Annotated in this window: 16 protein-coding genes and 2 tRNA genes; 7 read left to right on the forward strand and 11 right to left on the reverse strand. The window is 62.0% G+C overall.

Annotated elements, in window-relative coordinates; all coding sequences use genetic code 11:
* Positions 1-234 (reverse strand): GTP-binding protein (locus AC1DZP_RS25040; RefSeq protein WP_477306090.1); only part of this gene is annotated, 234 nt, incomplete at its 3' end.
* A 294-nt stretch (positions 235-528) separates the two neighbouring features.
* Here AC1DZP_RS25040 and AC1DZP_RS25045 point away from each other — a divergent pair.
* Both AC1DZP_RS25045 and AC1DZP_RS25050 read left to right on the forward strand, forming a co-directional pair.
* Positions 529-1,416, forward strand: coding sequence for a DMT family transporter (locus tag AC1DZP_RS25045; protein WP_477306092.1), 888 nt, complete (start codon positions 529-531; stop codon positions 1,414-1,416).
* Between the two features lie 134 nt (positions 1,417-1,550).
* Positions 1,551-1,688 (forward strand): hypothetical protein, encoded by a 138-nt coding sequence (locus tag AC1DZP_RS25050; protein ID WP_477306094.1) that lies wholly within the window; start codon positions 1,551-1,553, stop codon positions 1,686-1,688.
* A gap of 116 nt (positions 1,689-1,804) precedes the next feature.
* Here the strand turns inward: AC1DZP_RS25050 and AC1DZP_RS25055 are convergent, their stop codons facing one another.
* On the reverse strand, positions 1,805-2,059 hold the full coding sequence (locus tag AC1DZP_RS25055) for a GlsB/YeaQ/YmgE family stress response membrane protein (protein WP_095091667.1): 255 nt from the start codon (positions 2,057-2,059) through the stop codon (positions 1,805-1,807).
* Between the two features lie 129 nt (positions 2,060-2,188).
* Here AC1DZP_RS25055 and AC1DZP_RS25060 point away from each other — a divergent pair, with 129 nt between their 5' ends.
* The 3 genes from AC1DZP_RS25060 (at position 2,189) to AC1DZP_RS25070 (ending at position 4,326) form a co-directional block, all read left to right on the forward strand.
* Positions 2,189-2,653 carry a YidB family protein gene (locus tag AC1DZP_RS25060; protein WP_457152121.1) on the forward strand — a complete coding sequence of 155 codons (465 nt, stop codon included), beginning with the start codon at positions 2,189-2,191 and terminating at the stop codon, positions 2,651-2,653.
* A gap of 566 nt (positions 2,654-3,219) precedes the next feature.
* Positions 3,220-3,810, forward strand: coding sequence for an ankyrin repeat domain-containing protein (locus AC1DZP_RS25065; RefSeq protein WP_477306096.1), 591 nt, complete (start codon positions 3,220-3,222; stop codon positions 3,808-3,810).
* Positions 3,811-3,822: 12 nt separating this feature from the next.
* Positions 3,823-4,326 carry a YHS domain-containing (seleno)protein gene (locus AC1DZP_RS25070; RefSeq protein ID WP_477306098.1) on the forward strand — a complete coding sequence of 168 codons (504 nt, stop codon included), beginning with the start codon at positions 3,823-3,825 and terminating at the stop codon, positions 4,324-4,326.
* A gap of 11 nt (positions 4,327-4,337) precedes the next feature.
* Here AC1DZP_RS25070 and AC1DZP_RS25075 read toward each other — a convergent pair whose 3' ends face one another.
* The 3 genes from AC1DZP_RS25075 to AC1DZP_RS25085 all read right to left on the reverse strand — a co-directional run bounded on the left by AC1DZP_RS25075 (position 4,338) and on the right by AC1DZP_RS25085 (position 7,227).
* A complete protein-coding gene (locus AC1DZP_RS25075) occupies positions 4,338-6,515 on the reverse strand; it encodes a tetratricopeptide repeat protein (protein WP_477306100.1) in 2,178 nt (725 codons plus the stop codon).
* A 464-nt stretch (positions 6,516-6,979) separates the two neighbouring features.
* A tRNA-Gly gene (locus tag AC1DZP_RS25080) sits at positions 6,980-7,053 on the reverse strand.
* An 89-nt stretch (positions 7,054-7,142) separates the two neighbouring features.
* Positions 7,143-7,227, reverse strand: a tRNA-Tyr gene (locus tag AC1DZP_RS25085).
* Between the two features lie 199 nt (positions 7,228-7,426).
* Here AC1DZP_RS25085 and AC1DZP_RS25090 point away from each other — a divergent pair.
* The gene (locus AC1DZP_RS25090) at positions 7,427-8,275 is read left to right on the forward strand and encodes a TrmH family RNA methyltransferase (protein WP_477306102.1); all 849 of its coding nucleotides are present in this window, start codon (positions 7,427-7,429) and stop codon (positions 8,273-8,275) included.
* A gap of 114 nt (positions 8,276-8,389) precedes the next feature.
* Here AC1DZP_RS25090 and AC1DZP_RS25095 read toward each other — a convergent pair whose 3' ends face one another.
* From AC1DZP_RS25095 to gcl, 3 genes are all read right to left on the reverse strand, one after another.
* Positions 8,390-9,307: a 2-hydroxy-3-oxopropionate reductase gene (locus AC1DZP_RS25095; RefSeq protein WP_477306104.1), complete on the reverse strand. Its 918-nt coding sequence runs from the start codon at positions 9,305-9,307 to the stop codon at positions 8,390-8,392.
* Between the two features lie 111 nt (positions 9,308-9,418).
* Positions 9,419-10,216, reverse strand: a complete 798-nt coding sequence (gene otnI / locus AC1DZP_RS25100; RefSeq protein WP_477306106.1) for a 2-oxo-tetronate isomerase — start codon at positions 10,214-10,216, stop codon at positions 9,419-9,421.
* A 24-nt stretch (positions 10,217-10,240) separates the two neighbouring features.
* Positions 10,241-12,022 carry a glyoxylate carboligase gene (gene gcl / locus AC1DZP_RS25105; RefSeq protein ID WP_095091669.1) on the reverse strand — a complete coding sequence of 594 codons (1,782 nt, stop codon included), beginning with the start codon at positions 12,020-12,022 and terminating at the stop codon, positions 10,241-10,243.
* 213 nt (positions 12,023-12,235) lie between these two features.
* On the opposite strand from gcl, the gene bhcR reads away from it, so the two are divergent.
* Positions 12,236-13,057 carry an HTH-type transcriptional regulator BhcR gene (gene bhcR, locus AC1DZP_RS25110; protein WP_477306420.1) on the forward strand — a complete coding sequence of 274 codons (822 nt, stop codon included), beginning with the start codon at positions 12,236-12,238 and terminating at the stop codon, positions 13,055-13,057.
* 16 nt (positions 13,058-13,073) lie between these two features.
* Here bhcR and AC1DZP_RS25115 read toward each other — a convergent pair whose 3' ends face one another.
* From AC1DZP_RS25115 to AC1DZP_RS25125, 3 genes are all read right to left on the reverse strand, one after another.
* Positions 13,074-13,316, reverse strand: a complete 243-nt coding sequence (locus tag AC1DZP_RS25115) for a hypothetical protein (protein ID WP_457152127.1) — start codon at positions 13,314-13,316, stop codon at positions 13,074-13,076.
* Between the two features lie 150 nt (positions 13,317-13,466).
* Positions 13,467-13,772: a BA14K family protein gene (locus AC1DZP_RS25120; RefSeq protein ID WP_477306109.1), complete on the reverse strand. Its 306-nt coding sequence runs from the start codon at positions 13,770-13,772 to the stop codon at positions 13,467-13,469.
* Between the two features lie 258 nt (positions 13,773-14,030).
* A complete protein-coding gene (locus AC1DZP_RS25125; RefSeq protein WP_457152129.1) occupies positions 14,031-14,225 on the reverse strand; it encodes a hypothetical protein in 195 nt (64 codons plus the stop codon).
* Positions 14,226-14,346: the final 121 nt, after the last annotated feature.

A 14,346-nucleotide genomic window follows, 5' to 3' on the forward strand; every position in this document is an offset into this window, starting at 1 on the left:
GGGGCAGTCGACGTGAGCGTAGTGGCGGTTGGCCGTCTCGTATTCGACATGCGCCGTCGAGATCGTGATGCCGCGCGCCTTCTCCTCAGGTGCCGCGTCGATCTGGTCATAGCGCTTGTATTCGCCAAAATACTTCGTGATCGCCGCCGTCAGCGACGTCTTGCCATGGTCAACGTGACCAATCGTGCCGATGTTCACATGAGGCTTGTTACGCTCGAATTTACCTTTTGCCATAGTCTCTTTCCTTGGACGGCCTGGACCTTCAGTTCAGTCGAATGCGGGGCGATTAGCGACAAAGGCCAAAAAACACAAGCGTCTTTTGGCCGGGTGCCGTCTCACTCAGTCCGAACCATTGATCCGATTGCGGGGATAAGGCGCTGATATAGGAACGGACGAGACAAAATGAAATGGGTGGCAGGCCTGTCGATCGAAGCCGCCACAACGCTGTCTTGCCTGCCCGATGCTGTCCGATTCACCGCCAGGTCATGGCCCATTGCGGTCGTCATCGAGGTCTGATTTCCTCGCCGGATGCATTTCATTCCGACCGCCATCCGCGGCCCCCTGTTCATGATCGTCTCGACCGGATCGTATCTCGTCAACGATACGATGATGAAACTCGCGACATCGGGCCTGCCGTCCTACGAAGTGCTGTTTCTGCGCGGTGCGGCGGCAACGCTCTGGGGTTTCCCGCTGTTGTTCGCGCTGGGCTATGGCAAGCAGATTCCGCTGATCTTCGACAGGCACGTGCTGCGCAGGAACCTGCTCGAGCTGGCGGCGATCCTCTGCTACGTGGTGGCGCTCGCCAACATGCAGATCGCGGATTCGACGGCACTCGGACAGATCACGCCGCTGTTGATGCTGGTCGGCTCCTCGATCCTGTTTGGCGAGCGGATCGGCGGCCAGCGCATGGCGCTGATCGGGCTCGGCTTCATCGGCGCGCTGATGGTGGCGCAACCGACCATGCAAGGCATTTCGGTCTACGCCTTGCTGGCGCTCGGCAACGCGACGCTGTCGGCGGCAAGCGACCTTGCCGGCCGGCGGGTTACAGCAGAGGTGCCGGGGATGATCGTGGCGATCTCCGCCGTCGTGGTGGTGCTGGTCGGCGCCGGCGCCGCGCATCTGGTTTCCGAGCGCTGGGTCATGCCCGAGGCGCGCCATCTGCTGCTGATGGCCGGCGCCGGATTTTTCCTGATCTTCGGCCACTTCTTCATCTTCATGGCCTATCGCGTCGGGCCGACCAGTGCGGTGGCGCCGTTTTACTATTGCTTCACCGTCTGGGCGGTCATTTCGGGCTTGCTGGTGTTCGGGCAATTCCCCAATGCGCTGGCGGTCTGCGGCATCCTGCTGGTTGTGGGCAGCGGACTTGCCATCGTCTCGCTGGACCAGCGCAAGCGCCGACTGACCGTCGTCGCCTAGCCCCAGCCAAGCAGGTCAAGAGGGCGCTCACCCACGTCTTTCCGCGCGCTGTTGCCGAGCCGAAAAAGATCGTCTAATCGGCGAAGACCGTCCAATCCAGGACGCCATGATCAATCAGCCAAGGGAGTTTCCCCATGACGGATTTTGACCAGAACAGGAACTCCGACGCCGAGCACAAGGCCGCCATCCGCAAGTCGCTCATCGGCTGGGCGGTGTTTATTGCGGGAACGCTGATCTTTTTCGCAGCAGCAGACGCAGTGTTGATGCCATAGGCTGGTATCGCGTACCGGCCCGGAGCTGGTCTTTAGCGAAATTCGAAATTTCAGATTCCAGGGCTTAGAGTGGTTCATCGTTCACGGAAACGCAGAACCGCTCTACCTCTTTGTTCCTACGCCCGTCCTCCGCTGAACTGGTGGTAGGCCCACAGCACGACCACCGCGCCGATCACGGCGACGATCAGGCTGTAGATGTTGAGGCCGGTGACGCCCGACGCGCCGAAGGCGCTGAAGATCAGGCCGCCGACAATGGCGCCGACGATCCCGAGCACGATGTCCATCAAAATGCCCTGGCCGCTCTTGTTGACGATCTTGCTGCCCAGGAAGCCGGCGATGACGCCGAGTATGATCCAGCTGATGATTGACATTTTTTCCTCTCCATCCCCCCGCCAGCCAACATTTTCATACGATTGTCAAAAGCTCAAGCCAGCTTGAAATTCCGCCCGCACGCCCCATTGTTGAGGAGGTGTTGGGCTTGTCGTTATGGAGGATCCACTATGGGACTTTTTGACAACGCCGTTCCAGGCGGCAACATCACCAAACCGCTGATGATCGCGCTTGGCGCGCTGCTGGTCGGAAAAATGCTGAGCGGCAGAAGTGCCGAACAACCGGACCAGACCGAGACCCCGGCCCCGACCGGACCCGCTTCCACCGGAACGACCTCCGCCGACGGCGGCCTGCTCGGCGGATTGGGCGGCCTGCTCGACAAGCTCAGGGATGCCGGCCACGGCAATGTCGCCGACTCCTGGGTCGGCACCGGGCAGAACCAGTCGATCAACGCCAATGATCTCGGCGCCGCACTCGGGCCGCAGGTCATTCACGAGATCGCGCAGCGGACGGGGATGGACGAGCAGGAACTGCTCAAGCAGCTATCCACGGCCCTGCCCGGCGTCATCGACAAGCTGACGCCGAACGGCCAGGTGCCACAGCAGCATCAGGTTGCGTCCGCGTTCAACAGCTAGCGCGGGCGCAGACATCTGCACAGTGGAGGAGCGCTGCGCGGCTTGCCGCGCGGTGTTTCGACCCGGAGATCGTGCGGACGGAGGTCTGGAGCGGGTAGCGGGAATCGAACCCGCATATTCAGCTTGGGAGACTTCCAAGAATGTAATGAAATCAACAGGCCGTGTCACTCACCTTGTCAAAAACGGGCAGAATTGTGCGGCGTAGTGTCATCAGAACCTCATGCAAAATGATTGGGGCATACCTCAAACACAGTGGTCTGTCTGGGTGAACACTCCAAGGTCAAACCGTCACCCTGAAAGACCGATTTTTGACCCGGAGCAGACTCTCGCAGGCGAAGGTGCGCATGATCGCTTTGCGCCGCATTTCGGACACTACGACGGTCCCGTCCATTCACCAAAAGCGGACATCGATGGAGCAGAGGCAACAGACAGCTTTGCGCCAAGTCCGGTCGTTCTTGGCGTAATCCCAAGCGAACATTCCATTTTCCGGGCAACGCCAAACTGCCACGTGCGGAGCACCGTCGTCCCGAACTTGTACGCTGTCCTTGCGCGTGATATCGATACTGATGCGTGGACTGCTGATACTTGTCGTATTGGCGCTTGCCGCGACCGATGCAGCGGCGGGCGACGTGTTGTTCGACGCTATAGCTGCCGGCGACAAAGTGGGTGTCGAGCAAGCTGTCGCGAGCGGTGCCGACGTCGATAGTCGGGCGCGCGACCGGGCAACCCTCCTCATCGCTGCAGCCCTTGATAACCAGCCGGAAATCGCCGAATTCCTGCTGAGCAAGGGGGCCGACGTCATGGCCCGGAACTCGGGCGGCTTCACCCCGCTACATGCGGCCGCCTTCTCGGGCAGCCTGCCGATCGCCAGGCTGCTGCTGGAAAAAGGCGCGGTGCTCGACGATACCGCCAACAAGGCGGGTGCTACGCCGTTGTTGGTGGCCGGCGAGGAAAACCACGTTGAACTGGCGGAATTCCTTATTGCGAAAGGTGCCGATGTGAACCATCCCGAGGGTCATGGCTACATGCCGACAACGCGCGCATTCTGGAAGGGCAACACGGATATCATACGACTGTTCAAACGCCATGGTGCTACCTGCCAAGCCAAGATCCTTGGCGAGGCGAACGCGGCGAAGTGCGCAGAGATCCACGATTAACGGAGGATGCAGATGAGCACGATGATCAAGTCACGACTGGTTCGGAATTTGGGGGCGGCTGCCCTAGTCGCGGTAGCTGCGGTCGCCGGCGCGGGATCGGCCTGGGCCGACGATTCGGTAAACACCGGCTATTTCGGCGGTGTGGCGATCATGGGCTACGACACGGTAGCTTACTTCACTGACGGCAAGGCCGTGAAGGGCTCCGAAGAGTTCACCTATGACTGGCTGGGGACACCCTGGCATTTCGCCAGCAAGAAACACCTGGAAATGTTCATGAGCGAACCGGTCAAGTACGCTCCTCAATATGGCGGCTACTGTGCTGCCGAAGTCGTGGGTGGAGGGGTCACGATCAATGTCGATCCGGAAGCATTCAAGATTATCGACGGCAAGCTCTACCTGATCTACGACGTCGGCAATGCGAACGATTTCGCCGCGCATGCAGCTGAAAATATACCGAAAGCCGATGCCAACTGGCCGAAGGTCGCGGCCAATTTGGAGCTCGACAAGTATCACTGAGACGCGTGCATCTACTGAACCACCGCGAAGTGGAACACCTTGCTTGAGTTGACGAAGGAATAGCCGTTGCCGGCGTCGTCGCGGCGTTTGTAGACAGGTCCGCAGTCGGGGCGCCCGAACATATTCTCACTCTGCTCGCACAATAGATCGCCATCGACATAGACGGTCTCGGTGACCAGTCGCGTCGTCGAGCGGAACGCGGCCTTGCCGTCCTTTCCGACCTGCAGGATGGCTGGCTGGAGACCGGGCTCAAGTTGACCTTGCAAGGTATGGCCTAGGACGAGGGCGTTAATCTCGCCTCCCTTCAACTGGTCGTGTTGGTCGGCGGTGAAGCCGAACGGCCATTCGGGCAAGCCCGCCTGCTGCAGCGCGTCAATGATGAGAGCCGAATCCCGGGGGTTACGATATTGGACACCGTTGAGCCGCACTGCCGACAATGAATCGAACCCCGGTGTCGACATGGAACCTAGTCCCTCGGCGATCGCCGCCCTCGCATCCTGCAAGCGGCCGGCGCGGACGTAGGCGGCAGCGAGGGTAATTCTGAAATCTCCGACCGACGGCGCATCGTCTCGCGTGCGTTCGAGCGCCTCGATCGCCTTCTCGTTGCTGCCCTGGACAAGAAAGACCAGACCGGCAATTTGCCGGTTGATGGCCGAAAGGTTGGGATCGAGCCTGAGCGCTGTCTCGACCGCTGCGGCTGCCTCGGCATGATTGCCGGCGAACAGTTGCACGTATCCTAGAGCTATTTGCGTCTCCGCATCGCCAGGGCCGAGTGCGACGGCTCGCTCGGCCGAAGCGATGGCTTCCTGGTAGCGGCGATCCACGACCTGCATGATGCCAAGAATCGCATAAGGCGACGAAAGGTCCGGGTCGAGTTGCAGCGCACGGCTTGCCTTCTCATAGGCGCGCTTGCGCGCGGGCGCGCTCTGCATGATGTCGTTGAACGATTCGCGCCAGATATAGACTGTCGTGCTTGCATCCGCCGCGAAGGCTTCGGCAAAGGCGGGGTCGAGCTCCTCCGCCTTGTCGTAGAGCGGAAGCGACTCCCGCAGCCCGGCCCGTCCTCCGGTGCGTACCGCCTGCTCGGCTCTGAGATAGTAGTCGTACGCCTCTAGATCTTCGGTCGGCGGACGCGCCATCCGCTCGCTTTCCACCGTTGACGGTTGCAAGCCGAGCGCCTTGGCGATCTCCCGGCTCATCTCGTCCTGGACGCCAAACACGCCGGCCATACCGCGATCGAACCGGTTGGCCCACAGATTGTCGCCCGTTGTCGTATCGATGAGCTGGGCATTGAGGCGGATCTGCTCGCCGGTGCGGCGGACGCTCCCCTCGACGACGAAGCGGACGCCAAGGTCGCGCGCGACGTCCGCCAGCGCTGCAGGCTTGCCCTTGTAGGCGAACACCGAGTTGCGCGCGATGACGTCCAGACCGGAAAGCTTGGTGAGGTCGGTGATCAGATCTTCGGTGATGCCGTCAGCGAAATAGTCCTGGCCTGGATCGCCGCCGAGGTTTGCAAACGGTAGCACGGCAACCGATGGCCGCGATGGCACCGAGAACTTCTGCCACGCAAAAATGCCGGCAATCGCGGCAATCGCCAGGACGGCGGCGCCCGCCAGGATCATGACGCGCGGGCGCGGCCGGTGGGGCGCGGCCGTGACCTTTCCCGATGCCGCGGGATCGAGCAAGAGTCGATAGGCGCGAACCGGATCGGCGATATTCTTGAGGCGCTGCTCTCCCAGACTGGCAAAGCCGACGTCCACCTTGTGGACGGCATGATCGAATGCGGTGCCGGAGATGCAGACTCCGCCTGGCTCGGCCATAGCCTCGAGGCGAGCGGCGATGTTAACGCCATCTCCGTAGATATCGTTTTCGTCCACGATGACGTCGCCGAGATTGACGCCGATGCGAAACCGGATCTGCCGGGCATCAGTGGTGCCCTTGTTGCGCTCCGCCATTCGGCGCTGGATCACGGCAGCGCAATGGACGGCGTCGACGACACTGGCGAACTCGACGAGCGCGCCGTCGCCCATGAGCTTGATAATGCGGCCGTGGAATTCCTCGATCGCGGGGTCGACCAGTTCGCGACGGCAACCCTTCAATCGCTCGAGTGTGCCTACCTCGTCCTCGCCCATGAGGCGGCTGTAGCCAACCACATCGGCAGCAAGTATCGCGGTAAGCCTTCGCTCCATACTTGCCTGCGCCCTCCCCGGTCGATCAAGCGGCTTCGCTGCAGCCTATTCTAGTCCCGCGTCGGACGCGAGCGTGCGCTTAGGTCAACAGCGCCGACTTGGCTGAGTGTCCGTTTGGAGACACCGAAATGCGGCGGGAATGACCAGATCGGGTCAGCTCACGACATCGGACCTTGGAGGTGCAACGTCCGCCATCGCTCTTCCCCACACAACAAATGGACGGCCCACGGCGGTCGTCTGAGAACTAGAGGCGGATGGCCGCTTCTGTTTGCTCATTCTGGCAGATGAGCAGAAGGGAGCTTCCACCTATTTCGCGCACGTCAGTGCCGCCTTCTGTCGAGGGTAAGGTTAGCAAGCTGAATATCTGCAGCGGACTTTTAGGAATAACAGCGCAGCACTGACAGGCGCAGTGACACGGCACTATCGATCCTAGGAAAAAGTTTGTATAAATATCAAATGGTTAATGGAGCGGGTAGCGGGAATCGAACCCGCATATTCAGCTTGGAAGGCTGCTGCTCTACCACTGAGCTATACCCGCGCCTTGCACTGAAGTACCGGATTCCCCCGAAAAGCGCCATGCACTTTTCGGTCCGATGCTTTCGCGTTTCAGGGCTTCCGGGCCGGCAGTGGTGGAGAGGGTTGGATTCGAACCAACGTAGGCTAAGCCAACGGATTTACAGTCCGTCCCCTTTAACCACTCGGGCACCTCTCCAGTTCTGCCGCCGGAGCCATGCAACGAGGCATTCACGCCAATCCGGACCCGAGTTAAGTCTTCTCCGAAACCAGCGAAGCGCCTTATGGCGGCAAGGCCATTGGGTGTCAACCGCGCAACCGGCGTTTTTCGATGTTGTTCGCCGGCTGCGGCGACGAGCCATATCCTTGGCCTGAGGAGACGGCTATAGAAGCCGGCCATGAGCGACAAAACCAACACCCCGAAAGACACCCACTACGCGAAGTTGCGGCGCGCCTATCGCGACGAGAAAAGCGGCGGCGCACCGGCGTTCAGGCCCCGGCAGCCGGTTCCGCCCGGCGAACATGCCGCGGACGGCCTTGTGCGGCTCTATGGCCTGCACACGGTGCGGGCGGCACTCGACAATCCGCGCCGCAAGATCAGAAAGATGCTGGTGACGCGCAATGCGGCCGAGCGCCTGGAAATCGCCGATCTCGCCGCCCTGCCTTTCAAGGCGGAACTGGTCGAACCCAGGGATATCGACAAGGTCACCGGCTCGGACGCCGTGCATCAGGGCGTGCTGATCGAGGCCGAACCGCTGAAGCCGAAGCGGCTTGATGCACTTGGCGATGCCAGACTGGTGCTGGTGCTCGACCAGGTCACAGATCCGCACAATGTCGGCGCCATCCTGCGCTCGGCGGTCGCCTTTGGCGCCGGCGCGCTGATCACGACCGCGCGCCACAGCCCGCAGGAAACGGGCGTGCTGGCAAAATCGGCCTCCGGCGCACTGGAGCATATCGACCAGATCGAGGTGAAGAACCTCGCCGACGCGCTCGGCCAGTTGCACGAGGCCGGGTTCCAGACCATCGGGCTCGATTCGGACGGGCCGTCGGAACTCGAAACGAGTTTTGCCGGTGACAGAATAGCGCTGGTGCTCGGCGCCGAGGGCAAGGGCCTGCGCCAGAAGACGCGCGAGACCGTGACGACGCTGGCGCGGCTCGACATGCCCGGCGCCATCCGGTCGCTCAATGTGTCGAACGCTGCGGCGATCAGCCTCTATGCGGCGCGGGCATTCTTGAAGCGCGGCTGAGCCTCACGCCAAACATCTCGAAATGCGAAACGGGCTCCGGCGACAGACGCAGGAGCCCGCTCTTCGACAGTCACGAGTTGGCGGCTTGGGAACGTTGCGCCGCCCTCTCCTGACCTATGCCGCCTTGCCTTTGATTTCGGCTGCGTTGCCGCCAACCTCGAAATTGGCCATCCGCTCCAGGGCCCTGACCAGCGCCGAGTGATCCTCCCTGGCGCCGCCATTGGCGGCGCAGGAATTGAACAGCTGCTGCGTGGTCGAGGTGTTGGGCAGCGACACGCCGAGTGCTTTTGCCCCTTCCAGCGCCAGGTTGAGGTCCTTCTGGTGCAGCTCGATGCGGAAGCCCGGCGCGAAGGTGCGCTTGACCATGCGCTCGCCATGCACTTCGAGAATGCGCGAGGCCGCCAGCCCGCCCATCAGCGCTTGCCTGACCTTGGCCGGGTCGGCACCGGCTTTCGATGCAAAAACAAGTGCTTCGGCGACAGCTTCAATGGTCAGCGCGACAACGATCTGGTTGGCCACCTTGGTGGTCTGGCCGACGCCGTTCGGCCCGACCAGGGTGATGTTCTTGCCCATCTTCTCGAACACAGGCCTGGCGCGCTCGAACGCCTTGTCCTCGCCGCCGACCATGATSGTCAGSSWCGCCGCCTTGGCGCCGACTTCGCCGCCCGARACCGGCGCATCGAGATAGTCGCAGCCCAGCTCATTGATCTTTCTGGCGAACACCTTGGTTTCGATCGGCGAGATCGAGCTCATGTCGATCACCAGCTTGCCCTTGGTCAGGCCGGATGCAACGCCGTTGTCGCCGAACAGCACATCGGCAACCTGTGGTGTATCGGGCACCATCAGGATGATGATATCGACCGCCTTGGCCACCGCGGCATGGCCGGAGACTGACTTCAGTCCCTTGGCGACGAGGTCAGCCGGCGGCTTCGAGCGATGGTCGCTGGCGATGACCGTATAGCCAGCATCCAGCAGATGCCCCGCCATCGGCGCGCCCATGATGCCGAGGCCGATGAAACCGATGGTTTCCATTGTTTTTCTCCGTAGTATATCTTTGTCGAGGCTGCGTTCCCTCGCGCCCCCCTTTGGCCTGCCGGCCATCTCCCCCACGGGTGGGGAGATTGGCAGCTTCAGCGTCGGCAGCTAAGCCGCCGCGCTTCCCTGCCCGGCCAGTTCCCTGAACCAATCCAGCCCGGCCTCTGTGCCGGCCTTCGGCTTGTATTCCGCGCCGACCCAGCCGGAATAGCCGATGCGGTCGATATGCTCGTAGAGGAAGGGATAGTTGATCTCGCCCGTCCCCGGCTCGTGACGGCCGGGATTGTCCGCAAGCTGGATATGCGCGATGCGGCCGAGGTTTGCCTCGATGGCACGGGCGAGATCCCCCTCCATGATCTGCATGTGATAGATGTCATATTGCAGGAACAGGTTCTTCGAACCGATACGGTCGATCAGCGCCAGCGCCTGGTCGGAGTAGTTGAGGAAGAAGCCGGGAATATCGCGGGTGTTGATCGGCTCGATCAGCAGCCGGATGCCGGCCTGCTCCAGCTTTTCCGCCGCAAAGGCGAGGTTTTCGGCAAAGACGTCCTCCAGCACCTTGCGGTCGGCGCCCGCGGGCGCGATGCCGGCAAGGCAATTGACCTGCTCGCAGCCGAGCGCCTGCGCGTAGGTGATCGCCTTGGCGATGCCCTGGCGGAATTCCGGCACGCGATCCGGCAGCACGGCGATGCCGCGCTCGCCCTTGCTCCAGTCGCCCACCGGCAGATTGAACAGCACCTGCGTCAGGCCGTTCTTCTTCAGCCGGGCGGCGACCACCTCGGGCGCGTGATCGTAGGGGCCGATATATTCAACGCCCTTGAAGCCCGCGCGGGCAGCCGCGTCAAAACGGTCGAGGAACTCATGCTCGCCAAAGAGCATCGAAAGATTGGCTGAGAAACGCGGCATTTCTTTTTCTCCTTTTCCGCTGATCTAATCCAGCATCACGATCGCTGTCGGGGCGTCCTCCTGATGTTCGGCAAGGTCCTCGAATTCGGTGATCTTGTCGATCTCGGTGCCCATGGAGATGTTGGTGACACGCTCGAGGATGAATTCGAGCACGACCGGAACCTGGTGTTCCTTCATCAGCCGCTGCGCTTCCTTGAAAGCGGCGGCGAATTCCTCGGGCTTGCGCACCCTGACCGCCTTGCAGCCCATCGCCTCGGCAACGGCAACATGGTCGACGCCATAGCCGGCCTCGGGATCGCCTGAGCGGTTGATGTTCTCGAACGCGAGATTGACCTCGAAATCCATCGAAAAGCCGCGCTGCGCTTGGCGGATCAGCCCGAGATAGGCGTTGTTCACCACGACATGGAGATAGGGCAGCTTGTGCTGCGCACCGACCGCCAGTTCCTCGATCATGAACTGGAAATCATAGTCGCCCGACAGCGCCACGATGGTGCGGTCGGGATCGGCGGCGCGGACGCCAAGGGCTGCCGGCAAGGTCCAGCCGAGCGGGCCGGCCTGGCCGCAATTGATCCAGTTGCGCGGCTTGTAGACATGCAGGAACTGCGCGCCGGCGATCTGCGACAGGCCGATCGTGGTGACATAGGTGACATCGCGGCCGAACGCCTTGTTCATCTCCTCGTAGACACGCTGCGGCTTGAGCGGCACCTGGTCGAAATGCGTCTTGCGCTTCATCGTCTTCTTGCGGCCCTGGCACTCCTTCGCCCAGCCCGACCAATCGCGCAGCTTGCCCGCCGTCTTCCACTCCGTGGCGACGTCGAGCAGCACCTTCAGCGCGGCGCCCGCATCCGAGACGACGCCGAGATCCGGCGCGAAAACACGGCCGATCTGAGTGGGTTCGATGTCGACATGGATGAATTTCTTGCCCTTGGTGTAGACGTCGACCGAGCCGGTGTGGCGGTTGGCCCAGCGGTTGCCGATGCCGAAGACGAAGTCTGCCTCCAGCATCGTCGCATTGCCGTAGCGGTGCGAGGTCTGCAGTCCGCACATGCCGGCCATCAGCCGGTGGTCGTCGGGGATGGCGCCCCAACCCATCAGGGTCGGGATGACCGGCACGCCTGAAATCTCGGCGAATTCGATGAGCAGATCCGATGCATCGGCGTTGATGATGCCGCCGCCGGCGACGATCAGCGGCTTTTCGGCCGCGTTGAGCATCGCCAGCGCCTTTTCGGCCTGCGCGCGCGTCATTGCCGGCTTGAACGGCGTCAACGGCTCGTAGGCATCGATGTCGAACTCGATCTCGGCCAACTGCACGTCGACCGGCAGGTCGATCAGCACCGGCCCCGGCCGCGACGAGCGCATCAGGTGGAATGCCTTCTGCAGCGTCATCGGCACCAGATAGGGCTCCATGACGGTGACCGCCCATTTGGCGACCGGCGCGGCGATGGCGGCGATGTCGACCGCCTGGAAATCCTCCTTGTTCAGCCGCGCACGCGGCGCCTGGCCGGTGATGCACAGGATCGGGATGGAATCCGCCGCGGCTGAATAAAGCCCGGTGATCATGTCGGTGCCGGCCGGGCCCGAGGTGCCGATGCACAGGCCGATATTGCCAGCCTTGGCGCGGGTAAAACCTTCCGCCATATGCGAGGCGCCCTCGACGTGGCGGGCAAGGACATGGCGGATCGTTCCCCTCGCCTTCATCGCCGAATAGAACGGGTTGATCGCCGCGCCCGGCACGCCGAAAGCGCAGGAAATGCCTTCCTTTTCGAGAACGAGAACCGCAGCATCGACAGCGCGCATCCTGGCCATTTTCCGGCCCTCCACAGGGGTTGTCATTGTTGGATGGCTGAGAATGTCACCAAGCCGGCTATTTTTCAATTTTTTCAGAATATTTTTTCATTTATAGGAAACGGCGATTAGCCAATGAATTTGAACGGCTTTTCGTTTTCCACCGATTTCACCGCCTCGCACAATGAAAAACTTTTTCATTGCCTATTGCGCCGAATTGCCGACAATGCGGCCATGGAAACCACCGAGAAACGCCAGCGCGGTCGGCCGCGCGCCTTCAACGGGCCATCCGAGCCGACTTCGGTCCAGTCGCTCGACCGGGCACTGCGCATCCTAGCCATTGTCGCCGAAGGCAGCGGCCTGTCCCTAAGCGAGATATCAGCGCAAAGCGGCCTTGCCGCCTCCACCGCTTACCGCATGCTGACGACACTCGAAAACCACGGCATGGTCGAATTCGACACCAGCGACCAGCTCTGGTCGATCGGCGTCGAGACCTACCGCATGGGCGCGGCGTTCCTGCGCCGCCGCAAGCTGGTCGACCGCGCCCGTATCGTCATGCAGGAGTTGATGGAAAGGACCGGCGAGACCGCCAATCTCGGCGTTGCCGAGGATGATTGCGTGGTCTTTGTCAGCCAGGTCGAGACGCACCAGGCGATCCGCGCCTTCTTCCGGCCGGGGACGCGCAGCCCGTTCCATGCGTCCGGCATCGGCAAGGCAGTGCTGGCGCATCTTGAGCCGGAGCGTGTCGGCACCATCCTGCGCAAGGCTGGACTGCAGCGCTTCACCGACAGGACGCTTTCCGACATTCCCGCCCTTGCCCATGACCTAGCAACGATCAAACGGCGTGGCTGGTCGGTGGACGACGAGGAGCGGCACCCCGGCATGCGTTGCGTGGCAGCCGCCATCTTCAATGAATTCGGCGAGCCGATCGGTGGTGTCTCGGTCTCGGGGCCGACAGTGCGGGTGACGCCGGAGCGGCTGGCCGAGATCGGCCCTTTGGTGCGCGATGCCGCGGCCGAGGTGACCAGGATGATCGGCGGCGCTCTCTCAGCCTGATGCGGCGCGGGAAGACTCAACTCCGCGAGTAGGCCAATCGGGCAAAGAACAGGCAAGCAAGCAGACAGCCGATGGCGAACATGCCCCACACCAGCCCGGCCTGTTCAAGAAAAACCTCGCCGCTTTCGGAATTGTAGCAGCGGCCAAGTTCGTTGAAGCAATCCCGCCACAACCAGTAGCGGTCATGCCACGCGAGCGCGAACAGCAACGCGCCGGCTCCCGTGGCGATCGCGAGAACGGCATAGATTGCTGTCTTCATCGGATCGTTGTCTCGCCGCAATGTCTCGAAATCAAGGCCTCGGTACCCGGCCGGGACCCGATCCCATCCCCCTCCCCCCGAACATCTTGCGAACAGCAAAGAGGGGCGGCGGGGGCGCCCCTCCTGCAGTTGATTGAGACGCCACCCCTCTCAGAGCCGGYAGTAGTGACGGTAGCCGTCGTAGCCGACATAGGTGTCTGAGTCCGGATCGTAGCTTCCGTAGCGGTCGAAGCAGCGGCGGACGTGCCACGAGCCGCCGTCTTCGTCGACATAGACGGTGCGGGGCTGCTGGGCGAGCAGGGTGCCCAGGACAAAGCCGCCAACGCCGGCGGCGATGCCGATGCCGAGGTCGTGGTGATGATGCGAATGCGCGGCCGAGGGCTGGACGGTGCCGACCAGCATGGTGGCGGCGACGGTGGTGGCGATGAGGCCGGAAACGATTGTGCGCGTGAACATGATGATCTCCTTGCTTCGTTGAACGAGGCGATCCATCCGCCTCTTGATCATCTGTCGTGACGGCAAGGAGAAAGGTTCGAAACTTTTTTCGATTTTCCTGGAGCCGCAGAAATCAACCAGTGTGGAGGCCTGCCGGCGCTATGCCTCCGCGTATCGACGGAAGTCTGGACCTTGGTGTCGAGGCCGGGGGCTCAGCGACCTGGCGCATAACGCAAAAAGGGCGGCCGAAGCCGCCCTTTGGGGAATTGGGTCCCTCCATCAAAGGAAAATGATCACCCGGCCATGGTGGTGGTGATGATGATGGTTGTGGTGCCACCACCAATGCTCGAAATGCCTGTAATGATGATGGTGATAATGCATGCCGTGGGCTGACGACGTGCCGACGGTGCCGGCGAGCGCGCCGGTGGCGACGAAAATGGCAACGAGGCCTGACGTGAGAGTGCGCTTGAACATGATGATCTCCTGGATCCTTGATCGAGGCGACCCATTCGCCTCTGACCATCAGTCGGCGCGGTGCGGCAAATGGTTCGAAAGGTTTCGGAGATTTTTCGGCGGCGCCGGAAGGCGAGTGAAT

Source organism: Mesorhizobium sp. P2_F8 (genome assembly GCF_056403655.1).